The sequence below is a fragment of the Aeoliella sp. genome (assembly GCF_965227375.1).
In the GTDB taxonomy this organism is placed as follows: domain Bacteria; phylum Planctomycetota; class Planctomycetia; order Pirellulales; family Lacipirellulaceae; genus Aeoliella.
In genome coordinates, this window is record NZ_CBDDFX010000002.1 from 579024 (window position 1) to 601604 (window position 22581).

At 61.6% G+C, this 22581-nt stretch carries 18 protein-coding genes and 1 pseudogene; 9 read left to right on the forward strand and 10 right to left on the reverse strand.

Annotation, left to right across the window (positions count from 1 at the left end; translation table 11 throughout):
* Nucleotides 1-81: 81 nt before the first annotated feature.
* Nucleotides 82-1494 (reverse strand): RtcB family protein, encoded by a 1413-nt coding sequence (locus ACQK2L_RS15425; RefSeq protein ID WP_425397918.1) that lies wholly within the window; start codon nucleotides 1492-1494, stop codon nucleotides 82-84.
* Nucleotides 1495-2157: 663 nt separating this feature from the next.
* Between ACQK2L_RS15425 and ACQK2L_RS15430 the strand changes: the two genes are divergently transcribed.
* Complete coding sequence (locus ACQK2L_RS15430) at nucleotides 2158-2913, forward strand: PEP-CTERM sorting domain-containing protein (protein WP_425397919.1); 756 nt, start codon at nucleotides 2158-2160, stop codon at nucleotides 2911-2913.
* A 184-nt stretch (nucleotides 2914-3097) separates the two neighbouring features.
* A pseudogene (locus ACQK2L_RS15435) lies at nucleotides 3098-3757 on the forward strand (DKNYY domain-containing protein); the annotation flags it as partial.
* A 222-nt stretch (nucleotides 3758-3979) separates the two neighbouring features.
* On the opposite strand, the gene ACQK2L_RS15440 reads toward ACQK2L_RS15435, so the two are convergent.
* A complete protein-coding gene (locus ACQK2L_RS15440; protein ID WP_425401140.1) occupies nucleotides 3980-4243 on the reverse strand; it encodes a hypothetical protein in 264 nt (87 codons plus the stop codon).
* 2 nt (nucleotides 4244-4245) lie between these two features.
* Between ACQK2L_RS15440 and ACQK2L_RS15445 the strand changes: the two genes are divergently transcribed.
* Both ACQK2L_RS15445 and ACQK2L_RS15450 read left to right on the forward strand, forming a co-directional pair.
* Nucleotides 4246-5205 (forward strand): family 43 glycosylhydrolase, encoded by a 960-nt coding sequence (locus ACQK2L_RS15445; protein ID WP_425397920.1) that lies wholly within the window; start codon nucleotides 4246-4248, stop codon nucleotides 5203-5205.
* 222 nt (nucleotides 5206-5427) lie between these two features.
* A complete protein-coding gene (locus ACQK2L_RS15450) occupies nucleotides 5428-6150 on the forward strand; it encodes a PEP-CTERM sorting domain-containing protein (RefSeq protein ID WP_425397921.1) in 723 nt (240 codons plus the stop codon).
* Nucleotides 6151-6924: 774 nt separating this feature from the next.
* On the opposite strand, the gene ACQK2L_RS15455 is transcribed toward ACQK2L_RS15450, so the two are convergent.
* Together ACQK2L_RS15455 and ACQK2L_RS15460 are read right to left on the reverse strand one after the other, a co-directional pair.
* Complete coding sequence (locus tag ACQK2L_RS15455) at nucleotides 6925-8805, reverse strand: protein kinase domain-containing protein (protein WP_425397922.1); 1881 nt, start codon at nucleotides 8803-8805, stop codon at nucleotides 6925-6927.
* Between the two features lie 8 nt (nucleotides 8806-8813).
* The gene (locus tag ACQK2L_RS15460; RefSeq protein WP_425397923.1) at nucleotides 8814-9431 is read right to left on the reverse strand and encodes a sigma-70 family RNA polymerase sigma factor; all 618 of its coding nucleotides are present in this window, start codon (nucleotides 9429-9431) and stop codon (nucleotides 8814-8816) included.
* Between the two features lie 230 nt (nucleotides 9432-9661).
* Here ACQK2L_RS15460 and ACQK2L_RS15465 point away from each other — a divergent pair, with 230 nt between their 5' ends.
* The 4 genes from ACQK2L_RS15465 (at nucleotide 9662) to ACQK2L_RS15480 (ending at nucleotide 12864) form a co-directional block, all read left to right on the forward strand.
* Nucleotides 9662-10366, forward strand: coding sequence for a PDZ domain-containing protein (locus ACQK2L_RS15465; protein WP_425397924.1), 705 nt, complete (start codon nucleotides 9662-9664; stop codon nucleotides 10364-10366).
* Nucleotides 10367-10550: 184 nt separating this feature from the next.
* Entirely contained in the window at nucleotides 10551-10940 is a 390-nt protein-coding gene (locus ACQK2L_RS15470) for a hypothetical protein (RefSeq protein WP_425397925.1), read from the forward strand.
* Between the two features lie 4 nt (nucleotides 10941-10944).
* Complete coding sequence (locus tag ACQK2L_RS15475; RefSeq protein ID WP_425397926.1) at nucleotides 10945-11241, forward strand: hypothetical protein; 297 nt, start codon at nucleotides 10945-10947, stop codon at nucleotides 11239-11241.
* Between the two features lie 627 nt (nucleotides 11242-11868).
* Nucleotides 11869-12864 carry an isocitrate/isopropylmalate dehydrogenase family protein gene (locus tag ACQK2L_RS15480; RefSeq protein ID WP_425397927.1) on the forward strand — a complete coding sequence of 332 codons (996 nt, stop codon included), beginning with the start codon at nucleotides 11869-11871 and terminating at the stop codon, nucleotides 12862-12864.
* Between the two features lie 45 nt (nucleotides 12865-12909).
* Here ACQK2L_RS15480 and ACQK2L_RS15485 read toward each other — a convergent pair whose 3' ends face one another.
* A complete protein-coding gene (locus tag ACQK2L_RS15485; protein WP_425397928.1) occupies nucleotides 12910-14100 on the reverse strand; it encodes an FG-GAP-like repeat-containing protein in 1191 nt (396 codons plus the stop codon).
* A 329-nt stretch (nucleotides 14101-14429) separates the two neighbouring features.
* Between ACQK2L_RS15485 and ACQK2L_RS15490 the strand changes: the two genes are divergently transcribed.
* Nucleotides 14430-17378 (forward strand): secretin N-terminal domain-containing protein, encoded by a 2949-nt coding sequence (locus ACQK2L_RS15490; protein ID WP_425397929.1) that lies wholly within the window; start codon nucleotides 14430-14432, stop codon nucleotides 17376-17378.
* A 33-nt stretch (nucleotides 17379-17411) separates the two neighbouring features.
* On the opposite strand, the gene ACQK2L_RS15495 is transcribed toward ACQK2L_RS15490, so the two are convergent.
* The 5 genes from ACQK2L_RS15495 to ACQK2L_RS15515 form a co-directional block, all read right to left on the reverse strand.
* Nucleotides 17412-18020: a YybH family protein gene (locus ACQK2L_RS15495; protein ID WP_425397930.1), complete on the reverse strand. Its 609-nt coding sequence runs from the start codon at nucleotides 18018-18020 to the stop codon at nucleotides 17412-17414.
* 55 nt (nucleotides 18021-18075) lie between these two features.
* The gene (locus ACQK2L_RS15500) at nucleotides 18076-19068 is read right to left on the reverse strand and encodes a class I SAM-dependent methyltransferase (protein WP_425397931.1); all 993 of its coding nucleotides are present in this window, start codon (nucleotides 19066-19068) and stop codon (nucleotides 18076-18078) included.
* Between the two features lie 3 nt (nucleotides 19069-19071).
* On the reverse strand, nucleotides 19072-20859 hold the full coding sequence (locus tag ACQK2L_RS15505; RefSeq protein WP_425397932.1) for a bifunctional alpha/beta hydrolase/class I SAM-dependent methyltransferase: 1788 nt from the start codon (nucleotides 20857-20859) through the stop codon (nucleotides 19072-19074).
* Between the two features lie 40 nt (nucleotides 20860-20899).
* Complete coding sequence (locus tag ACQK2L_RS15510; RefSeq protein WP_425397933.1) at nucleotides 20900-21820, reverse strand: phosphatidate cytidylyltransferase; 921 nt, start codon at nucleotides 21818-21820, stop codon at nucleotides 20900-20902.
* Between the two features lie 113 nt (nucleotides 21821-21933).
* Entirely contained in the window at nucleotides 21934-22572 is a 639-nt protein-coding gene (locus tag ACQK2L_RS15515) for a hypothetical protein (protein WP_425397934.1), read from the reverse strand.
* Between the last annotated feature and the right edge of the window lie 9 nt (nucleotides 22573-22581).

A 22581-nucleotide genomic window follows, 5' to 3' on the forward strand; every position in this document is an offset into this window, starting at 1 on the left:
CCAGCGTTACTCTCCGCTACCCTCCCCGCACCAAATGCAGGAGCGACCCTCCCGCTAGCGGGAGGGTGAAGTGAGAGCACCTCAATCCTCCGCCTTGCTGCCGTCGCCGCACATGCGGACGATCTTGGGATCGAACTGGGCGACCACTTCCACCAGATCCTCTTGCGCGGCCATCACCTGGCGGATGTCCTTGTACACGCCGGGTACTTCGTCGCTGCCGGCGGCCAGCACGGTGATGCCCTTCTTCGCCAGGTCGGTCTTCACCGCGTTGAAGCGATAGGTGTCCTTCGCCTTCTTGCGGCTCATGCGACGACCCGCGCCGTGCGACGCGCTGGTGAGGCTCTGTGGGTTGCCACGACCGCGCACCACGAACGCCGGGTCGGCCATCGAACCGGGAATCACTCCCAACTCGCCAGCCGCCGCCGGAGTCGCGCCCTTGCGGTGCACAACGACCTCGCGGCGCCCCATTCCAGGGACGTCATGAAACTCCTTCCAGGCGAAGTTGTGGTGGTTCTCCACGCCTGCGATCACCTTTGCGCCGGCCAGCTTGGCGACCAAACGATGAATCACCGCGTGGCTCGCAGCCGCGTACTCGCCCATCAAGTTCATCGCGGCCCAGTAGTCCTGGCCCTCCTCGGTATCGAGCGACAACCACGCCAGCCGGCCCAATTCCTTGCAGCTTTCCGGTAGCATCCGCTGCGCCATTTGGCTGTAGTAATTGCACACGGCCGCGCCGGCGCCGCGACTACCACTGTGCGATAGCAGCGCCAGGTACTCGCCAGCGTCGAGGTTCAGGTCTTCGTCGCGCTCGGCCAGCGTCAACAGCCCGAACTCCACGAAGTGGTTGCCCGAGCCGCTGGTACCGAGCTGCTTCCACGCGGTGTCCTTCTTTTGGTGCGTGATGTGCGTGACCTTCCAGTCGCGGTCCAGGACTTCATGCCGCTGACGAGGCTTGTGCTCCACGCCCACTCCAAACTTGGTGCCGCCCATCAGTGCTTCTTCCAGCAGGTTGCGGCGCTTCGTGAGCGCATCGGCTGGCATGTCGAGCACCGACAACTTCATGCGGCAAGCAATGTCGACACCCACTGCGTATGGAATCACCGCGCCCTCACACGCCAAGACGCCGCCGATCGGCAGGCCGTAGCCGATGTGCGCATCCGGCATCAGCGCAGCGCCCACCGCGCTCGGCACGCGGCATGCGTCGCGCATCTGGGCGTGCGCGCCGGGGTCGATCTCGTCGCCCCAGGTCTGGTACTCGATTGGCTCGCTCTGTGGCTCGATGTCGGCAGTCATCAACTCCCGCGCGAACTCGCCCCACAGCGGATCGTGCAAATAAGTCGCCGGGCTGTCGAGCACCCCCGCAATCAGCTCCTTCGCCTGCTTGCCCTTGAGCCCAAACCCGGTCCCTTGCTGCGCAGCACGACTCAAAGTCTGCGTGGCAATCTTCACACAACGAGGAGGAACACCGATCTTTTGCAGCTGCTTGCGATTCATAGGAGGTGGGTGAGTAAGTGAGTAAGTGAGTAAGTGAGTAAGTGAGTAAGTGAGTAAGTGAGTAAGTGAGTAAGTGAGTAAGTGAGTAAGTCGAATAGACGGTGCTTCTGCGCCTGGTTCGGACTTTGCCATTCCCTCCAGGAGCCGCTCCGTTCCTCAAAGGTTCATGCTTTCCTGCCAACCGGGGAGTTTTGTCCCAATTGGGTTTTGCCCCATACCCCCATTCACTGGGGCAAAACTCTTACGTCGAGGGGGTGGCCGAAACACGCGATGTTTCTCGGTGGTTTTTTGCCTGCAGTGGTCGTAAGTCGGACTTTGCCAGCGGGTTTTGGACCAACTGGTTGGGGCAAAACCCCGCCTGCAAGCGCTGTCGTTGCTAGTTCTGCTGCGCCACTTTACTTGCGCAGCGATTCATGGTCGGTTCTATCACATGGGGTGTAAGAATACTACAAAGAAGTGCGGCGAGTAGACGAATACAACGATGCGTCGAACGGTCTTGCTTGACGAGTTGACGATCCGTGATGTCTGCATCGACCGGGAAGGGGAGCGCTAGTGGGTTCATCGAACAGCAGCCAAAGATGCCGCTGATGCTTTGTTGTTGAGCACAAAGCACCAGCGGCTTTTTTGTTTCCTGTTTCCAGCACTCTTGAGGAGATCTGACTAATGAAGGCTACTATCATGCTGGCAGTGTGCACACTCGTCCTGGTTATTGGATCCGCAACGACGCAGGGCGCCGAGCTGATTCTCGACGGAGACTTCGAAGGACAATTGGCTGTCGACGGAATACCGGCCGCTGCTCCCTGGACCACCTTCACACAGTTGGGTTCGTCCCAGCAGAACTTTTACATCGACACACCGGGAACCTCCACACCAATTTCAAGCCGTCCAACCGTGGCGACACCAGCGAACGGACAGCGCTACGCCGTGACCGACCAAACCGGCGCAGGCGCTACCGCTTTGTTGCAGACGTTCACCGTACCGGCCGGGACCACGGCACTGAACCTCTCCTTCGATTTGTTCGTCAACGATTCGGATGGTGGCCCGATCGTCGACGCGTCGGGGTTGGACCACACTTCGAACGGCACTGGCGCGCCGAATCAGCATGCACGAGTCGATATCTTGACGGCTACCTCCGCGCCACTTTCCACGGCGGCGGCCGACGTGGTATTCAACGTCGTACCACCATTTGTCGATCCACAAGCCACCAATCCAAACTCATTTACAAGCTACGACATGTCGCTGCCGCTGCTTGCTCCCGGAACCTACCAACTCCGCTTCGCCGAGGTCGACAATCGCAACTACTTTAACTTAGGGGTCGACAACGTCAGTCTGACCGCCATCCCCGAACCCGCCACGCTGCTGACCGCCGCACTCGGACTCGCCGGACTCGTGTGCGCTTACCGCCGCGGGCGCAAGTAGTGGCTCCGATCGCGGGGCGTCGATCGCCGGGGCAACGGAGCGGTGAAATTGGAGAGCCTTCAGACGTATCCTGCGGTGGGTCGTTGGTGCTTGAAGAAGTCTGCCTATTTGGGCTAATTTGGGCGTCAACGAGTCGGTTTCCCCTCGACGCCGCTGTCGCAGAGCGCACCAGAAAGACTGTTTGATGGCCCGATACGTTCAACTCGACTGCACTTACTGGAAATCCGACACGAAGGTCTTCTGTGAATGCCGCCCCCTGAAACTCGATCCAAAAACAGTCAGAGTCTATTACGGTGCCTGGGCGACAGATGGCAAGCTCGTATACTATGGCCCACATTTGACACGGAAGGCTGATGCTGCAACATTCGTCGGCTTGAACGCGCTCTATGCGAAGGACGCAAAGAACTGCTTCGCGTGTCCCGCTGGACTCAACGACCTCAAGACGATCTCAAAGGCCGATCCGACCACGTTTGAGGTTTTAGACTCAGGCGAAGAATGTCCCTGTTCTATCGACACGAATCTCACCGCTGGATACGCGCGGGACGCCAACCGAGTCTATTACAATGGAAACGCGATGAAATCGGCTGACAGGTCAACATTTGTTTCTCTAGGACACTGTTTCGCACGGGACTCGCAACAAGTCTACTTTGAGCGGACCCGACTACCTCAGGCCAATCCTATGAGGTGGAGGCGACTTCATGGGCACTATAGCTGTGACGACTCCAACGTCTTCTGGCAATGCAAACGTGTTCCTACCAACTGTCCCTCATATCAGTTTGTAGCGATCCCACACAGCGAAGCCGATCTTGGCTATGACGGAGAACGGTTCTTCTGTGAAGGAGAGATATGCGATCTACGGGACGCCATCAATTACTTGGAGCAGCAAGCGGCATCAGTATCTGAGTTCGCTAGCATCATTAAATCCGGAAAGTGGCAAAGCGTCTTGCGAAGCAGTCACCGTTCCTATCGCGCACCCGATGAACGCGAGTTTGACGCACAGGATTTGCAGATGAAGGAGTCTCGCTCCTCTCTGGAAGAACGAATAGGTCCTGGTGAAGACTTGCCGCTAGCTGAATTCGTTGAGTGGTTTGAACCAGAAGTAGACGATTTCAATCGTCCAGACGCCAACGACGATCTTGTTCGTTGGGATCGTGGTCCGCACACGCTCGTCGCCTGGTTCGGCAGGTACGGCCTGCGAGACTTTCGAATCCGGAACGCGGGTTAGTTGTTTCTTATCCGGCTTGGTGACTTCTGCTTTATCAGGTCCCTTGCTCCTGGTAGAATTGGGAGTCTCCAAGCGGTTCTGAATCCCCATCAGAGAGAATCCCATCCATGCCAGTCTATCTTCGCCGCGGGCTCCCCCTGCTCGTGCTCGCGACGCTGCTCGCCATGTCATCTCGCGCGCTCGCCCAAGAGCCCGCCACCGAAACGGCCCCTCGGTTCACCGTCGGCGAGTTCACGCACATTTATGATCCTTCCGTCCGCGAGGACGAAAAGTGGTACATCAACGACCATTGCATTATTCGCGGGCCGGACAAGCAGTGGCATATGTTTGGTATCACCCGCGAGGAGCCGGCCAGGCCGCAGGATGAGATTCATTTTGCCCATGCCACGGCCAAGACGCTCCTGCAGCAGCCGTGGGACAAGCGACAGTTCGCGCTCACCGTGGCGCGGGGCGAGCCTTGGTGGGAGGCCCACCTGTGGGCGCCGCACGTGGTGGAGCACGAGGGCACCTACTACATGTACTACTGCGCTGGCGGGCCCGACTCGCAGCACTATCGCATCAATCTGGCCACGTCGACCGACTTGTTCAACTGGAAGCGGCACCCCGAGAACCCGATGGTCGTCGACGGGTTCGACGGCCGCGATCCGTGCGTCCGTCGCGAGGGCGACAAGTGGGCCATGTACTACACCGGCAATCGCCCGGTGGAGCGCGGCAATCACGTGGTGCTGAAAGTCACCAGCGACGACCTGATTCATTGGGGCGACAAGCGTGTGGTGTTCACGCACCCCAAGGTCGGCACGTTCGGCGGGCCGACCGAGTCGCCGTTTGTCATCGAGCGCAACGGCAAGCAGTACCTGTTCGTCTGCACCAACACGCCGTACGACAACACGGCCGTGTATGAAAGCGACAACTCCGACGAGTGGAAACCGGAAGACCAGATCGGCGACTTCCCGGCCCACTGCGCCGAAGTGCTGAAGGTCGACGACAAATGGTACGTCACCCGCGCCGGTTGGGGGCGTGGTGGGTTGTACATCGCGGAATTGAAGTGGGCGGACGAGGAGGAGTGAACAAGGGCGTTTACTCGGGCACTGCTTCCAGCCCTCCGCGGCTAGCCGAAGAATCCGGACGATTTTCTGCTTTTCTTGTTACCTCGGGCGGGTTTGGTGGAGTTTAACTACACTGGTTCTATCCCCACTGTCGTCCAACATTCCGTGCCCGAGGGTTTTCTAGCTGTGCTGAGCAACTTTTGGCGGCAGATTTGCGCCGCGCTGGTTTTGGCGGTACTCTGTTTGGCAACTTCATCGCCCGCGCTTGCCCACGCAGGGCGGCGGATGGAGGTGGGCGTCGAGAATGGTAAGCTCACTGCGCAGGGATCGAACAACGACCCGTCGGCGCCCGATTTTGGCATTCGCACGTATCCCAACGCAGTACACGACCACTGGCAGGTCGTCCCGAGCTCGCCCGATTTCGCGTACGCGTTCTCGCCGGAGTTCGACATTCCCAGCCCGCCGGTGGAGCTGCAGAACTACCCGCTGTTTCTCAAGCTGGAGTCGGCCGCCAAGTGGGTCTCGCCACCAGTGATGCCGAGCGAAGGCACCGTGCCCGACTTGGTGCCGCTCTCGCCGGGCGAGTTGGTGACCATCGAGTCGACCGCACCCTACAACACCGACTCCGCCGAGCTGGGCGATCTATTGCTCAGCACTTCGGTACCTGCAGGTGGCGAAACGGACATCGCCCTGTACTACTCTCTGAACGCAAACCCCGCCGGCGTGCTGTACGCACTGGAGTTCACGCTGCACTCCCCTGCTCCGTTGGTCGAGCCCAGCGATCCTCTGTACCTGGTCATGTCGCCCGCCGGCGCGAACCCCGTGGAAAAACTGCACCACGCGTCGCTCTATTTGGAAGAGTACCTGGCAACGGCAACCGCGGTGCCAGAGCCAGGGGCGATTGGGTTGGTAGTGCTTGGGGTGGGCATGTTAGCGTGGCGTTGGCGCGCAATATCCAACAGGTAGGGTGGGTGGTTCTGGCGGCGCGAATGACATCGACTTACGAGCAGATGCACCCGCCGGCAGGTTCACCCACCGCGGCATGACCACATTCATGCGATCAAGCCAGTGCAAACGGTGGGTGAACCTGCCGGTAAAGTGGCTTGGATGATTGCCAAGCACCTTGGCGGCAGAACCACCCACCCTACGTTTTCCTTCTGAGCGGATGTTGTGGCAGGAAACCGCTTTCCGCGCGAACCCTCCCCCGCCCTCTTGCGTCTTACCGCGTGGCGGGTGCAGCCGTGAAATTCCTGTGAAGCGTCAAAATCCCGGGTTTTTTCGCGCTGCGGTGTTCGGACTCGCCGATTATAGTAACGTTAGAGGGTCGCACTAACGCAGTGCGACGGACTATTTGGCCCGGTCGTGCGTGTCTCTGGCATTCACCACGATTCGCGCCTGGTCTTAATAAGGAAGGAGGTGGTACTTTGTACGACAGTTGTTCTAGTAGCCAGCGAGGTGGCTTAACCTGACGATGACCGGCGGGTTGTCCCCAGGACAGCCACCACCTGCTTCTGAGCGGCTGCCACCTCTTACCATGAGGTCGGCCTCCCTTAGAGCATCAAAACGCAAGGCTCGGTTTTCCCTTTGGGAAGGCCGAGCCTTGTTTATTGCGCTAACAACGGCGAGCCGGAAGCGTCAGCGCCCGGAGTGAAGAACCGAAGAGTCCACTTGAGTGGATGATTGACCCTGCTGCCGACTAGATTTCTCAGTCGGCGAGCCTCCTTCGAAAAGACACAAAGGTCAACCGGGGCGACGGAGGACGATCAGCGCGATGCCGAATACACCGACAAGAGCAAATACCGTCCACAACAGCGCGCTGCGTAGTCCCGTGCGGGTGCGCTCGACTTCGTCGGACAGGGGGCGGATCACTTCGATCATGCCGCGCACTTGGCCGACCTGCCAGTCTCGCTTGGTGCTGTCGGGGTGGCTGTTGTGGCAATCGACGCACGATTGCTGCATCTTCATCGCCAGCGCGTACCGCAGCGTCGGCTCGCCAGCGTCGGAGCGAAACTCGTGGTAGTTGATCGCTTCGCCCTTGTCGAATTCGGCGAGGGCCGACTCCTCGAACTCGTCGAGCGGCGGGCGACTGCGGTTCTTGAACGGATACTCACTCAGCAATCGCGCCTGCGTGCCGCTACGGGCTTTGTTCTTGCTGAGGTACTCGAACAGCTCGATGGTGAACGTGGCGGGCGGCTTCAGATCGGCGGCCGCGTCGGGCGAGGCTTGTTTCAACTCGTCCAGCACGTTGGTGTAGTACTTGTGGCCGTGCAGCAGCATATTGGCTTGCTGCTCGGCACTGGCGAGCGCCCCATGACGCACCAGCGACGTCGACAAGTGCGTGAGATAGGCCAACCCAAACAGCGTGGCCGCCAGCACGCCCATCAAGATGCTCACCCCCACCGGATTCTGACGGCAGGTGCGCCACAAACGCTCGGCGCTGGTGAGCGGTCGGGCGACGATCGGCTCGCCGGACAAATAACGCTCGATATCGGCCGCCAACTGCCCGGCCGAGGCGTACCGCCGCTTGGGCTCGGCGCGGAGCGCCTTGCCGGCCATGTTGTCGAGGTCGCCGCGCAACTGATCGCGCAGTCCGCGCGGCGTCGTGTTCCGCACCGCGGCCACGTTGCTGGCGGTGGTGGTATCGCCGCGCTTCGCGTTGCGGTCGCGCATCACCACCGAACTGGGCCGCGGGAACTCGCGGAAGTCGGTGCTCGTCTCCTCGGTGCTCCGCTGCGTGTCCGCAGCATCTTGCGGCCGGCGTCCGGTCAGCAGTTCGTATAGCAGCACGCCGAGTGAGAACACGTCGGTCGCAGTGGTGAGCGAGTCGCCCCGCAGTTGTTCGGGGCTGGCGTACTCGGGCGTCATCGCCCGCTGCTGAGTGGCCGTCGGCGCGGCGGTTCCTTCGCCGAGTTCCGGGGCGGTGAGCTTGGCGATGCCGAAGTCGATGAGCTTCACCCTCCCGCCTTGGGCCACCATCACGTTGCTCGGCTTCAAGTCGCGATGGATGATCGTGTGCTGATGGGCGAAGTGCACCGCTTCGGCCACCTTCTTGAACAGCTCGAGCCGGTCGCGAATGCCCAGCCGATGCGTGTCGCAGTAGTCGTCGATGCGTTTGCCTTCGACGTACTCCATCACAAAGTAGGGCAAGCCGTCGTCGGTAGTTCCCGCGTCGAGCAGCTTGGCGATGTTGTCGTGCTGGCCCAGCGCGGCGAGCACACGGATCTCCATGCGGAATCGCCGCAGGATCTCGTCGGTGTCCATGCCCCGCTTGAGCAGCTTGATCGCCACGCGACGCTTAAAGTCCTCGGTCCGCGTGGCGAGGTACACGTTGCCCATGCCGCCGCGGCCGATGCGTTTTTTGATTTCGTAGTTGCCCAGCCGCTGGCCGATCATGGGATCGGTCATCTGCGCCGGCAAGCTCAGCGAGCTTTGGCTCAGCAAATCCGGATCGAGAAAGTGGCTCGCCTCGGCCGACTCTTCAGCGGCCAACAGCATTTCGACCTCGCGACGCATCTCGTCGTCGTCACACGCCTGCGCAAGAAACGCGGCACGCTCCTCGGGCGGGCGCCGGAGGGCCTGGTCGAACAGTTCGCCAGCTTGTTCCCAGCGTTCGGTATTCATGGACGAGACTACTGTGGTGGCGGAGCGAGACTGGAACCGATCGAAGCGCCATCGAGTTGCGACTGCAGCCAGGCGCGGGCCATCCGCCAGTCTTTCTCCACCGTCGAGACCGAAACGCCCAGGTGCTCGGCGATGTCGGGCACGCTGAGGCCGCCAAAGAAACGCAGCGTCACCACGTCCGCCTGTCGCTGACTGCGCGAGGCGAGTTGGTCGAGGGCCTCGTCGAGCGACAACAGATCGAGCCGCCCGTCCTGCTGAATCGCGTCGACCGCTTCGTCAAGCGGCACCTTCTGTTGCTCCGAGCCGCCGCGTCGCTGGGCGCCGCGCGAGCGAGCGTGGTCGACCAGCACCCGTCGCATGGCAGTGGCCATGGCGCCGAAGAAGTACGCCCGATCGCGTTTGGCCAGCGAACCGCCCTGCCCCAGCATACGGAGCGAAGCCTCGTTCACCAGCGCGGTGGGCTGCAAGGTGTGGTCAGGTCGCTCGCGCCGCATCATGCCGCCCGCCAGACGGCGAAGCTCGTCGTAGGCCACTTCCATCAATTGGCAGTGGGCCTGCTGATCGCCATCGGCGGCGCGGCCCAGCAGCTGAGTGAGTTGAGTCGTGTCTTCCGGCATAAGCGGCATTATAGCAACCAGTCGGGCGGAGCGGAGCAGCAGAAAAACGGCCGCCCGGGGACGCGAGTTCCAAAGGTCCGTGGCTCGGAAATACCTTGTTTTGTCGAGCGAAATACGCCGGCAAAAGTTTTTTGATTTTTCGGTAAGGGGTTCGAGGGGTTTCTCCGCCAGTCTGAGTGGCGGCAACAAGTGGTTGCCTGCCAATAACCATCTCCCTTAGCTCTTGAAAGGAGCCTACCATGTCTCGCGTTGTTAAAAACTTGTTGCTCGTTGCTGTTGCTACTGTCTCGCTCGCCGCATCGGCCCAAGCCCAGAATCGCTGGCAGTTCGGAATGAGCGTCCAACTCACCAATGTCGGCTGGGGTAAGTACCTGCGGGTGACGTCGGTCACGCCGTACAGCCCTGCCGCCCAGGCCGGACTCGAACCTGGCGATATGATCTACAGCGTCAATGGCCAGAGGTTCAACAACGCCAACAACGATTGGCAGGCACTTAACATCCTGCAGCAGGCCACCACCAGCGGTATTGGCAACCCTGGCATCCCCACCACGATGGTCGCCACGAACCCTGGCACCGCCCGCATGCAGGTGAAAGACGTTCGCTCCGGCAACTTCACCCAAGTCGTGTGCTACCCTCGTGACAACTTCGGTGGCGGCGGTGGTGGCGGCGGAATCCCCACCCAGATCCCTGGGCAGCCCACGCAGTTTGTCAATCCGCAAGTGAATCCGAACCCTGGCTTCACTCCGCCTGGCAACTGGTACCCTCAGCCGAATCCCGGTTGCGGCGGTGGCGGTGGCTACCCAGTTCCTCCCACCAACCCCGGCAACCCTGGTTGCGGCGGTGGCGGCGGAAACCCGGGTGGCGGAAACCCTGGCGGTGGCGGCGGCGGAGTGCCCACCACCCTGCGACAAGGCATTCAGATGTTCAAGCAGCTCACCCAGTAAAGGTTTCTACGGTTGAACTAAGAACTTCGATTTAGCAAGGCTCGGTCGCCCCCCACGGGTGGCCGAGCCTTGTTTTTTGTGTCAGATCATTTCAAATGGCAAATTGCAAAATGAAAGTTGCAAGTTGGCGAGGAAGGGTTCCCGCCGCAATTTGAAATTTGCATTTTTCAGTTTTCAATTTGCAATGTCTCAGGATCCGTTAGAACAGCAGCAGGAACTAGCCGAATCGAGCCTTGCGCTGTTGTTCGAAACCTTCGAACAGGCCGTCGAGCGCAACGTGAAGTCGCCGGTCGTGATTCTGGTTGACTGCGAAGACGAGATCGGCGGCCAGATCGCCCGCGCTTGGTTGGGCGACGATGCGGTGGACGACGCGATTGCCAACAACCCCGACGGCGAAACGACCGTCTACGCCCGCGCCGAGAGCTGGCGGGAGTGCAAGCGCGAGGTGCCCGAGACGTTCGAGTACCTGGCTCCGGTGTTTGCCGAAGGCCCACCGGAAGACGGTTTCCTGGTGGTGAGCGTCACTGCCGGCGGAGCCAGCGCGCTCACGGTGCCGATGGATGCAAGGGAGTGAGCCGATGTCCGACTACCTGGTAACCATCGAAGCCGCCAACCTGCTCGTGACCGTCGAAGGCGAGCAAGACAAGTACGGCTTTGTGCGATGGCTGCTGGTCGAAGCCAGCGACGCCACCCTGGCGGCCAAGCGGGCGCTCACCGAAGTGACCTCCGACGAGGCGCTGTACGAGAAGATCGAAAACGCCGAAGGCGACTCGCCCGCGATGACCGTGAAAGACGTCGTCCGCGCCGACGGCAGCGACGACGCCCAGCAAGTGGCCGGCACGACAGTTTGGTTTTCGATGGATGCTCGGGAGTAAGGGGATGTTTCCATGGGATTTCGAGCGTGTTGGCTCGCCACTCGCGGCAAAGCCCCCGATGAAGTGCTTCAGCAATTGTCATTGAATCCAACCGGCGAGTTCGAGGAGGTTCCAGAAGCATCTTTCTCCAGATGCGAATTGCGGGATGATTGGCATTTGGTGTGGGCGAACAACTCAGCCTACCTACGAGACCGCACACTTCGAACGCTCTCTCAGAGTTGTGAACTAGTGGCCTGCCACTTCAATGAGACGGTCATGGCCTGTGGCGCGAGTGAATGGCGGAATGGCAAGAGAATCTGGTCCGTGGAACACGACTGCCAATCCGGGAGTGCGCACCTGGACGTACGCGGTGAACCACCGGAGGGTTTTCCCCGACTGCGAGACAAGCTGCTTCAGAAGCAGCTCAATGACGACGAATGCGACTACGTTTTCGATGTGCCCATTGAACTCGCTCGCCAACGGGTAGGATTTCGGTACGATATGTGTGACGACTCCCGCAGTTTTGAAATACTTGCAAGCCAAAATCGCCCCGCCGTTCGTTGGAAGTTCTGGCAGCGCGACAAATAGAACTAAAACCTATCGCCCGCGGCTAGCGCCGTCGGCTCACACTCAACAACCCACAAGTACATGTACAACATTGTTTATATCCCCGGAGATGGAATTGGCCCCGAAGTCGTCAACGCTGCGATGCGGGTGGTCGACGCGACGGGCGTGAAGTGCAATTGGCAGGAGGCCCAAGCCGGGCTGGGCACGTTCGAAGCGACCGGCGACCCGCTGCCCGAGGCCACGCTCGAAGCGATTCGCGGGGCCGATGCGTCGATTAAAGGACCGACGGCCACCGCCAGCGGTGTGGGCTTTCGCAGTGTGAACGTCGCGCTACGGCAGAAGCTCGAACTGTACGCAAATTTTCGCCCCGCGCGGAGCATCCCGGGCATCAAGTCGCGGTACGACGACGTCGACCTGATCGTTATTCGTGAAAACACCGAAGGACTCTACAGCGGTTTGGAGCACACCGTGGTGCCGGGGGTGGTGGAGAGCCTGCGAGTGATCAGCGCGAAGGCCTCTGAGCGGATTGCAAAGTTCGCCTTCGACACCGCCCGCCGGCAAGGACGCAAACGCGTGACCTGCGTGCACAAGGCGAACATCCTGAAGCTGAGCGACGGGCTGTTTCTCGATTCTTGCAAGAAAATTGCGGCCGAGTACAGCGACATCGAGTTCGACGACTGCATCGTCGACGCGGCCGCGATGAAGCTGGTGATCGACCCGCACCAGTTTGACATGCTGGTGATGGAAAACTTGTTCGGCGACATCTTGAGCGACCTGACCAGCGGTCTGGTTGGCGGACTCGGCGTGACGCCTAGCGCCAACGTGGGCGACAACGCGGCCGTGTTCGAAGCCGTGCACGGAACCGCGCCGGACATCGCCGGCAAGGGGCTGGCGAATCCCACCGCGCTGATCCAAAGCGCGGTGCTGATGCTCCGCTTCCTGGGCGAGAAAGACGCCGCCGACCGTGTCGACGCCGCGGTCCGCAAGGTCATGGCCGAAGGCCAAGCAGTCACCGGCGACCTGGGCGGCTCGGCCGGCACGACCGAGTACACGGATGCTGTGCTGGCAGCGATGTGATCGGGACTGGTGAGGCAACGGCGCTAGCCGCGGGTAACTCGGGGTCTATCGTTTCCAGCGCGTCCACAACACGCCGACTACGCCGAGCAATCCGACCAGTGCGAGGGACGACGGTTCGGGCACATGGTCCGTAGCGGCGACGTAGACTCCACCGGAGTAGTTGAGATCGAACGCAAAAAAGTCGGCCAGCATATCGGTCGACTCGGGCACTCCACTCAGGGATGGCAGCGCTGCCCCATTAATCACGCGCACGTGTGCCAGTCCGGTCGCGGCGCCAGTTATGATGTCGTCCAAACCGTCACCGTTCACGTCGCCTACCGCGACATTCACGCCACCTGTGAATCCAAAATCGTACGCAAAGAAGCTGCCAAGTAGCGCTTCGTTGGAGATTTCTGAGGAAGTTGGATGAATCTGATCGAGCTTGGTGCCGTCGATCACCCGCACGTGAGCAGTACCCGTGCTAGCGCCGACGATAATATCGTCGAAGCCGTCGCCGTTCACATCTCCAGCGGCTACGTTCACGCCGCCCGTGTAGCTCGTGGTGAAAGCGAAGAAGTCGGACACCAAGGCGGAGTTGTCAATCACGCCGCCGGGTGTGGTTTGATCGAACATGGTGCCGTTGATCACGCGCACCTGGGCCAGCCCCGTCGCCGCGCCAGTGATAATGTCGGCATTGCCATCGCCAGTGACGTCTCCGCTGGCGACAGTCACTCCACCAGTGTAAGACGTGGTAAATGCAAAGAAGCTGGCAAGATCGGTGGCGGAGCCACCTGGATCGGCATCGATCACACGCACTTGAGAGCTCCCCGAAGCAGTGCCGGTGATGATGTCGTTGACTCCGTCGTTATTCACGTCGCCAACAGCGACGTTGACGCCGCCGTTGTACCGGACATCGAAGGGCGTGAAGCTACTGGGTGGGATGCCGTCCTGGCCGTCAAGAATCGTCACGTCGGAGGCGGAAAAAGGTACGGATGAATCGGGGCCTTGACCAACGATGATATCGGGAATGCCATCGCTGTTGATATCACCGGCCGCCACCCTCGCCCCCGTACTAGCAGTGCCGAATGGCAACGTGTCGAACACAATGTCGTCGGGCGTGGCCACGCCCGAACCAACCGATCTGGCATCGATCACGCGCACTTGGGCCAGTCCTGTCGCGGTGCCCACAATAACGTCGGCCTTCGTGGACGTACTCAGAACAACAACAGCAGCGAACAGCACAGTTTGAGCTTTCATTTGGTCCTCTCCCCGTTGCGAAAAATCGTGCTAGTACCGTGCGATCACATGGCCTGCACAGTGTAATGTGGTCGAGAGCGGGCGGCAACTTGTCGGATGGATTCGAGCGTTAAATGCTGGCGACCATCTTTAACGTGAAGCGAGAATTGCCCACGCCACAGCGGGCGATGCAATAAAGTCGCCGATTTCTGCGAAATGTTTCACGATTCTCGGACCCATTGGCTGGCGCCGTGCGTCTAAGTTGTCAGGGCTACCGGTCGGCCCCTATACTGACGGGCGGCCGGCGGATGGTGGTGGGCGGCTGGAATTCTCACGGGAAGGGGCTTGGCGTGTTCGCGAGATGCAGGTGGCTGGCGATTTGTGCGATCGCTGTGGTGCTGATGGGGCTGCAGTTGGCCAACTCCGTCACGGCGCAGCAGCCCGTTCGAGGCGGTTTTGTTCCCGCTCCCGGTCAGCCGGGCGTGCAACCTGCGAGCGGTCCGCAGCCGGGTGTGGTCGCGACGCCTCAGCCCAGCAACCAGACGCCCCCCGACCAACAGGGCGAGCAGCCCAACGAGGAGAACAAGCCTAACGAAAGCGGCGAGGAAAAGAAGCCCGACGAGGCGCAAGGCGAACAAACTCAAACGATCACTCGTCCCGACAAGCCACCCAAGATTGCTGATCCCAGGGAACTCGAGGCCGAGCCCGACTCGAGCGGCCGCGTAACGTTCAGCTTCAACGGCCAACTCTGGCCCGACGTGCTGCAGTGGCTGGCCAACGTGTCCGGCTACAGCCTCGATTGGACCGAACTGCCCAAGGGCTACCTGAATCTCTCCACGCAGCGGGCCTACACGCTGCCCGAAGCACGCGACCTGATTAACCGCCAACTGCACGCCCGCGGTTACACGATGATCCTCGCCGGCGAAGTGCTCAGCGTGTTCAAGATCGACCAACTCGACCCGAGCCTTGTGCCGCGCGTCGAGGAAGAAGACCTGTACGACTTGCAACCGTACGATTTCGTGAAGATCACGTTTGCGCTACCCGAGGGCGTGGAGGTGGCCGCAGCGGCCGAGGACATCAAGAAGACTGCCAGCGCGCATGCCAAGGTGATTCCGCTACCAGCCACGCGGCGCGTTTTGATGATCTCCACCGTGGCCAGCGCGCGGCTGGTCAGCTCGATCCTGAACGAGGAACGCCTGGCGACCGATGGCCAGGTCGTGCCGGTAGAGATTGTTCTGCAGCATCGTCGGGCGGAGAAAATCATCGACATCCTGTACGTGGTGCTGGGACTCGACCCCGCGTCGCGGCCGTCGCAGCAGGAATTGGCCGTGCAGCAGCAGAAGATGCAACTGCTGCAACAGATGCAGGGCGCGGGCAAGGATATCTCGAAGATGCTGCAGAAGGACGGCCCGCAGGTGTTCCTGGCGTTCAACTCGCATCGCAACAGCGTGCTGATCAACGCTCCGCCGGCGGAACTCAAGAAGATCCGACGCACGATCGAACTGCTGGACGTACCAGCGGGCGGCGAGTCGGTGGACATCGCGGAATTGGCGGGCCATCGCGTGCCGCGGAGCTACAAACTGGAAACCATCGACCCCAGGACGCTGCTTTCGACGCTGGAAGAGATCGGCGACCTGAGCCCGCTGACCGAACTGCGCGCCGATAACCGCGCCGATATCCTATTCGCGCGGGCCACGGAGGCCGACCACGAGAAGATCGCCCAGATGATCGAGCAACTCGATGAGGCGGGCATGGAGACCATGGTGTTCACGCTGCGGAAGCACCCCGCCGACGCGGTGGCGGGCACGCTGCGGACGATGTTCGCGCCGAAGAAGGAAGAGAAGGACAACAACAATCGTTATCGCGGCTGGGATCCTTGGGGTTACAATCCTTACGAGCAAAACCAGGACGAGCCGCCGACCGACGTGCGAGTGGATGCGGACATCGAAAACAACCGCCTAATCGTCCGCGCCACGCCTGAGCAACTCCAGGAGGTGCGGGACTTCCTGCTGAAGATCGGCGAGCCACTCGACGAGCCGGACAAAGGAGATCGCATTCGCGTGGTCGATGCGCTGCCGCCGGAGGAGACCGCGCAGTTGCTGCAGGAGCTGCGCCGCCTGTGGCCCCAGGCCGGCAAGAACCAACTGTTGATCGAAGGCCCCGCTGGCGTAGAGCTTCGACCGCCTGCTGCGGGTCCTAACGAATCGACTGTACCGACCGACCGCGAAACCCGCACCGAGGCCGCGGACGGCAAGGTGTTCCAGTTCGCCGTGGAATCGGCGCCGCAAGCAACACCAGAGTCAGAGCCCAACAACGAGCCGCCCGTCACGGTGAAGATCGCCCCCGACGGCCGGTTGGTGCTCTCCAGCGAAGACACCGAGGCGCTCAACCAGTTGGAGGAGTTAATCGAGTCGACACTTCCGCCGCAGGAGCGATTTCGCATCTTCCAGATACATTACGTTCGCGCGTACAGCATCTATTTGACGCTCGAAAATCTCTACAAGGAAGAAATGAAGGGCGAGGACACCGATGGCTACTTCGATACTTACATCTGGGAGTACATCCCTGGCAAATCGAAGTCGGTCTCGCCGCAGATGTCGAAGCGTCGCAAGCTGCAACTCGACTGGGATCCGACCAGCAACACGCTGCTGGTGGCCAACGCGTCGCCCTCGCAACTGCATGAGATCGAAACGCTGATCAAAGAGTACGACAAGCCTTCGGAAGACGACGATGCGGCCACCCGCCGCACCGCGGCGATCAAGCTCAAGTACTCGCGGGCGAAGGTCGTGGCCGCGGCGCTCAAAGAGGTGTATCGCGACCTGTTGAGTTCCCGCGACAAGGAGTTCGAGACCGAGGACAAGAAAGGCTCCGCGACCACCAAAGAGACGACCACCATCATTCGCTACGGTCAGCAAAATTCCAGCAGCGACACGGCCAAGCGGCCCACGCCGGTGAAGGTGGGCTTCCAGGGCGCGCTGTCGGTGGGCGTCGACGAGATTTCCAACACCATCATCATCTCGGTGCAGGAAGAGTTGTTCGAAAGCGTGCTGCAGATCGTCAACAGCCTGGACGAAGCCGCCAAGCCCGACACTTCGGTGACCGTTCACACAGTGAACGGCGGCGTATCGAGTGAGGCCCTACAGAAGGCGCTCACCGAGGCGTTCGGCACCCCTTGGGTGGGCGGCAAACCCGAGAAGCCCGAACAGCCCAACAACCAACAGCAACCCGGCGGGCAGCAACCGGGACAACCCGGCCAGCAGCAGCCGGGCGGTCAACCACAAGCGCAGCCGAGTGGTTAGTAATCAGTCGCGGATATTCGCGTCTAATTCTCCCTAAGCTGGCTCGGCCGGTTTGGCTTTGCTACGGGCGATCCACTTCCCGACCACCAGTCCGACCACCAGCCCAATGAAGCCGGTGCAGACGCCGAGCATCCACAGGTACTTGCGGATGTTGGCGTCGAGCACAGGGTTGGAGAACGGGTCGATCGAACTGTGGGCGCGGAGGATCTTCCACTCGCCGCCCTCTTTGCGCAACACGACCGACCAGGGCGACTGGAACTCGTATCGCGTACCATCTCCGGTGGTCATGACGTTCGTCGAGTTGCCGTGGCAGGTGGCGATGTCGCCATCAAAGATGGCCGGCTCGTGCTCGAGCGTCACGGAATACGTCCCGCCTTGGAGGAAGTTCTCTCGTGAGATGTTCCACTCTTTCACAAATACATCGAAGTCGTCGAATTGCCGACTGGTGAACGTGACGATCGAAAAGTCGTCGGTAACGTGCGGGCCGAGCGTCTTGATCTGATCTTCCTCGCTCATCGCCTTCTCGGCGATGGCTTTCAGCTTGAGCAACTCATCGCGATCGGCCTGGCGTTCGTCGGCATGCACTCGCGGCGCTGTGAGACACGCGACAGCAAACACTGCAAGCAGGACTTGGCGGTTCATGGGAGTTTCCTGATGTCGGTAAAGGCCGCGTTTGGCGGCCGATGCGGTAAATGAACTACTGCCTCGCGCGGGCCAGGAGCATGCCGACCATGTGCGGCGGGGCGGCGAGCGGGTGGTACTCGGCGTGCTCGAAACCGCTATCGGCAAGCATCTGCTGTAACTGGTCGCGAGTGTGAACCCGCGCCTGCTGCGTGCGCAGCGCCAGGCCCAGTCGGTACAAACCATGCGCCACGCGGTCCTGTTCCGGCGAATCGGCCAGGGCGTCAATCACTGCTACGTGGCCGCTGGGAACGAGCGACGCGCGCACTCGCTTGAGTAACTGCACGGTGTTCTCGGCGCTTTCCAGGTGAGTCACGTTGGCCACGATGGCCAGTTGGTAGCTTTGCGCGGGAAGCTCAACTTCGTGGTAGTTACCCGGTAGGCAGGTGAGTCGGTCGTCGACAGCGGCGAACGCGGCGAACTGCTGAGCCACCTCAAGCACCGCCGGCCAGTCGATGGCCGTGACTTTGAGCGTCGGTATCGATTTGGCGAGCGCGAGACTCCACACAGCCGATCCCGCCCCGACGTCCAGCACCTGCGCACCATCGAGCGAGCACTGCTCGGCGAGAATCTTGGCAGCCTCCTGCGCCGCGGGAACCATCATCCAGCCGAGAGCCATCGCCTGCGTCTGGTAGTGCTCTTCGCTGTCGTCTACCGAGTCCATCGCGGCCATCGGATCGCCGCTGGTCAACAGTTTCGGCAGATGCTGCCAGTACTGGTCGCCCAACTCGCGGTAATGCCCCGAAAGCAAAATCTCGAGGAGCGGCGCCGCGCGATACTCGTCGCCATCGTGCTCGGCGAGTCCGGCGGCTTGCAGTACGTCGAGGACGACCTCCGCGCCCCGCGGCTGAAGCTGGCACGTGGTGCAAAGTTGGTCGAGCGTCGCCGGGCCACTGGCCAGAGCGTCGGCCAGGCCGGAATCGAGCGCGCCGCGATAGGTTTGGGCGAGCGCATGGGCGTTCATCAGCCGGAAGTAGTTCGACAGCGTTTCGGGGTCGAAGGGCAGCATGGTCTAACGAGCTTTGGCGAGTGAAACGGTGAAGATTCCCCAGCGGTCGATCCGCATCTGCTGCTTCTCGAAGCCGGCAGCCGCGACCAGTTGGTCCATCTCGGCCGTGCTGCGGCAACGCATGGCCCACAACTTGCCGTCGAAGCCATGTAGCGCCCTGGCGATCAGCTCCTGCTGAGGATGCCACGGCTGGTTGGTGTAAATCAGGTACCCGCCTGGCTGTATCGCACGCGCGAGTCCGGCCAGCGTGTGACGGATCGGCTCGTTGCTCGCAAACAACTCGAATAGCCCCGATACGATGGCCACGTCGGGCTTGGGCGTCGTGGCAGCAAGTTGCTCTTCGTCGAACGCATCGGCCTGGCGGAACTCGACCGACGTGAGACCACGCTGGGCGGCAGCCGCGCGACCCGTGTCGAGCGCCGCGGTGTCCTGATCGCACAGCGTGGCGCTGATCTCGACTTCGGAGTGTCGCTCGATGGCATCCATCACGTAGCGCCCCGCGCCCGCGGCCACGTCCAGGATGTGCAACGGGCGATCGGGCGAGTCGGCGGCGAGCTGCTGGATGGCTGCGTCGAGCAACTGGTCCATGTGCTGCCGACGAACGCGAATGCCCGACCAGCCGGGCGAGTTCAAATACGCGCGGTCGCCCATCTTGCCAATAGGCGTGGTGCCGCGGGGGCGGTTCTCGTACACGTAATCGAGCGTCCGCCCGGAGTTAAAGCCGCTCTGCCAACCCAGCCGAACGCCATCGCTGAGTTGACCAATGGTCCCAAGCACTGCCCGGGTGGCGTTGTAGTACAGCGACTTGGGATGCAGCGCGGGAAGCGTCGCGGCGCACTGCTGCCACCGCTCGAACGACGGCCCGCGCTGATCGGCGTCGGTCAGCACTGGCTCGGGCGATGGCTGGTCGAAGTGTCGCTGGAGGAATTGACCAATCGCACTGCAAGCCTCGGCCGCGCACGTCTCGTGCAACAGGTCGTGGTACATACCGGGGTACTCCATCAGTTGCTTGTCGTCGGCCGACAGCCGCTGGAGGAACTGTTGCTGCGGCCGCGTGCGAACCACCCAGTCGGAGCCGGCCGTTAAAAGCAGCGTTGGCGTGTGAATGGCGGACGCGTCGTCCAACAACCGCGTCGACGTGTCGTGCAGGTCGAGCAGCAACTGCACCGACACGCTCGAACTGATGAGCGGATCGGCCGCGTAGTCGGCCGCCGCCTGCGCGTCGTGCGTGAGCATGGTGGGGCGAACGTAGCTGGTGACGTTCGCCTGAGGGCGGAGCTTGTGCAGCATTCGCAACCCGGGAATCGCCGCGGGCACGTACAGTTTGACGCGAAACGCCGGCGCCACCAGAGCCATCGCACGCAGCGGCGGGGCGTAGTCGTGCACCCATGTGGCGAGGACCACCGCGCCGATGCTGTGCGCCACGGCCGCGAAGTTCTCCGGCGGAATATCGTAAGTCGTCGAGACGTGCCTGGCGAACTGATCGAGGTCGGCCGCCAGTTGGCCCACTCCTTCGGCGTAACCGCGCGGGCCATCGTTGCGCCCGTGGCCGCGGGCGTCCCAGGCGAAGAGCCAACAATCGTCGAGGCCCAGCTTGTCGATCACGTCGAGGAACCGCCCCGAGTGCTCGTGGCCGCGATGCACCAACAGCACCGCGCGGGCGCTTGCATCGGCTCTAGCAGCGGTCGGTTCCCAGTAGCGGTAGAACAGCGACGTGCCGTCGTCGAGCGTCATCGTCTGCTCGTTCGCGGGGCGAGTCGCCTCGGGCGGAGTAAGTGCTTCGGCTGTCACATGAACTTCCGCTGTTAGGAGTCGACTTGCAGCGTGCCGGTCAGGTACCTGCCAGTGTGCCTATCGAATAGTAATACATCGGCGCGGCGAACAGCAGGCTGTCGATTCGGTCGAGCACACCACCGTGGCCGGGAATCGCGGTGCCCATGTCTTTCACGCCTACGCTTCGTTTTATCAGACTCACGGACAAGTCGCCAAGCTGGCCACCGACACCAACCGACAATCCGACGAGCAGCAGCTGAGCCCAATGAAAGTCGCTGGGGAACGAAAATCGCAACAGCCACGGCAACGCAAGAGCCACGGCCAATGCGCCGATTGCGCCCTCCCAGGTCTTGTTTGGGCTGACCGCCGGGCAGAGCGGATGCCGGCCGAGCAGCGACCCGAACGTAAACGCGGCGATGTCGGTGGTTTCCACGGCAAACAGAAGGAACAACAGCAACCCCGTGGCGTGTGGCGAATGTGCGATCCACGCGGTATGGGCCAGCATCCACCCTACCAGCAAGAATCCCACCAGTGCCAGCGACACCGCGGTGAGTCCGTCCTCCGATTGGTTTCGAACCACCCGCGCCGCGAACAACATTACGATCGCGATGACCGGCATGGCGGCGAACAGGCTCCAACCGCCCCCCTGCCCTACCACGCCGGACAGTAGCGGCGCGACGTACGTGAATACCACTAGCAGGCCCATTACGATCATATTGCTGCGATGCGTCGTGAGGCTAGTGGCCCGGGCGTATTCGTAGCAGCCGACCAGCGAAAGCGCCGCAAAGCCGATCGTCACGGCGATCGGGCCGAGGTAGATCATCGCCATAGCCAGCGGAATGATCACCAGCCAGCTTCGATAGGTGGGCCACACCCGGGCGACGTTGCGCCCCGCCAGCCCGGCAATCGCGATCCCCGCGGCGGCCGCCAACAGGCATCCGCCTAGAATCCAACAGTACTGCAGAAACAGAGGGTCCATCTCGGCTACCGCGGCATCGGGTGTTGGAAGTCTGCAGGCTGCGATCTCAGATTCTGACCCCGCTGCCACCAGCACGCATTGTACTTATCCGTCGAACGCACGAGAAGTGAAATTCACTTGCCGGATGCTTCGCTTAACCACTGCATGATGCTTCGCAGTCGGACGAACATGGTCTGCACCGCCCCGGCGACTACGATCCAGCAGCCCAGCGTGAACCAGCTTACGTCTGCTGGTGATTCCAACACGCCGGTCAGCACGGCGGCCACCATCACCACGACCATCCGCCACGGCTTGGACATCAGGCCGCCGAACTGCCGTGGCGCACCGACGGTTTGCCCGATGATGCCGACGTAGGCCACCAGCAACGCTGCAATCGCCGCCGCGTAACCCGCGTGGAGATTGCAAGTGGGGTTGAGCGCCACCCCGACAAAGATCAGCACGTCCGAAATACGATCGGGCAGCTCGTTGACGATCTCACCTTCGCGGCTACTGGTTCCGCCTTCGATGGCGACCATGCCGTCGAGCATGTTGCACCACAGGCGAACCAGGCACCCGGCGCATCCGACGAGCAGCCACGCGAGGTTCGTTCCTCCCAGGGCGAAGGCTGCCGCTGCCACGGCGGCGGCGACCATCGAGGAGTACGATATCCAGTTAGGTCGAATGCCATGCCGCACACACCACCGCGTGGTGTGGTGGGCAGTGGTGCGAAACACGCCCGCAATGGGGCGGCGATTGGCGGAGTCGGAAGGCATCGAGCGGGT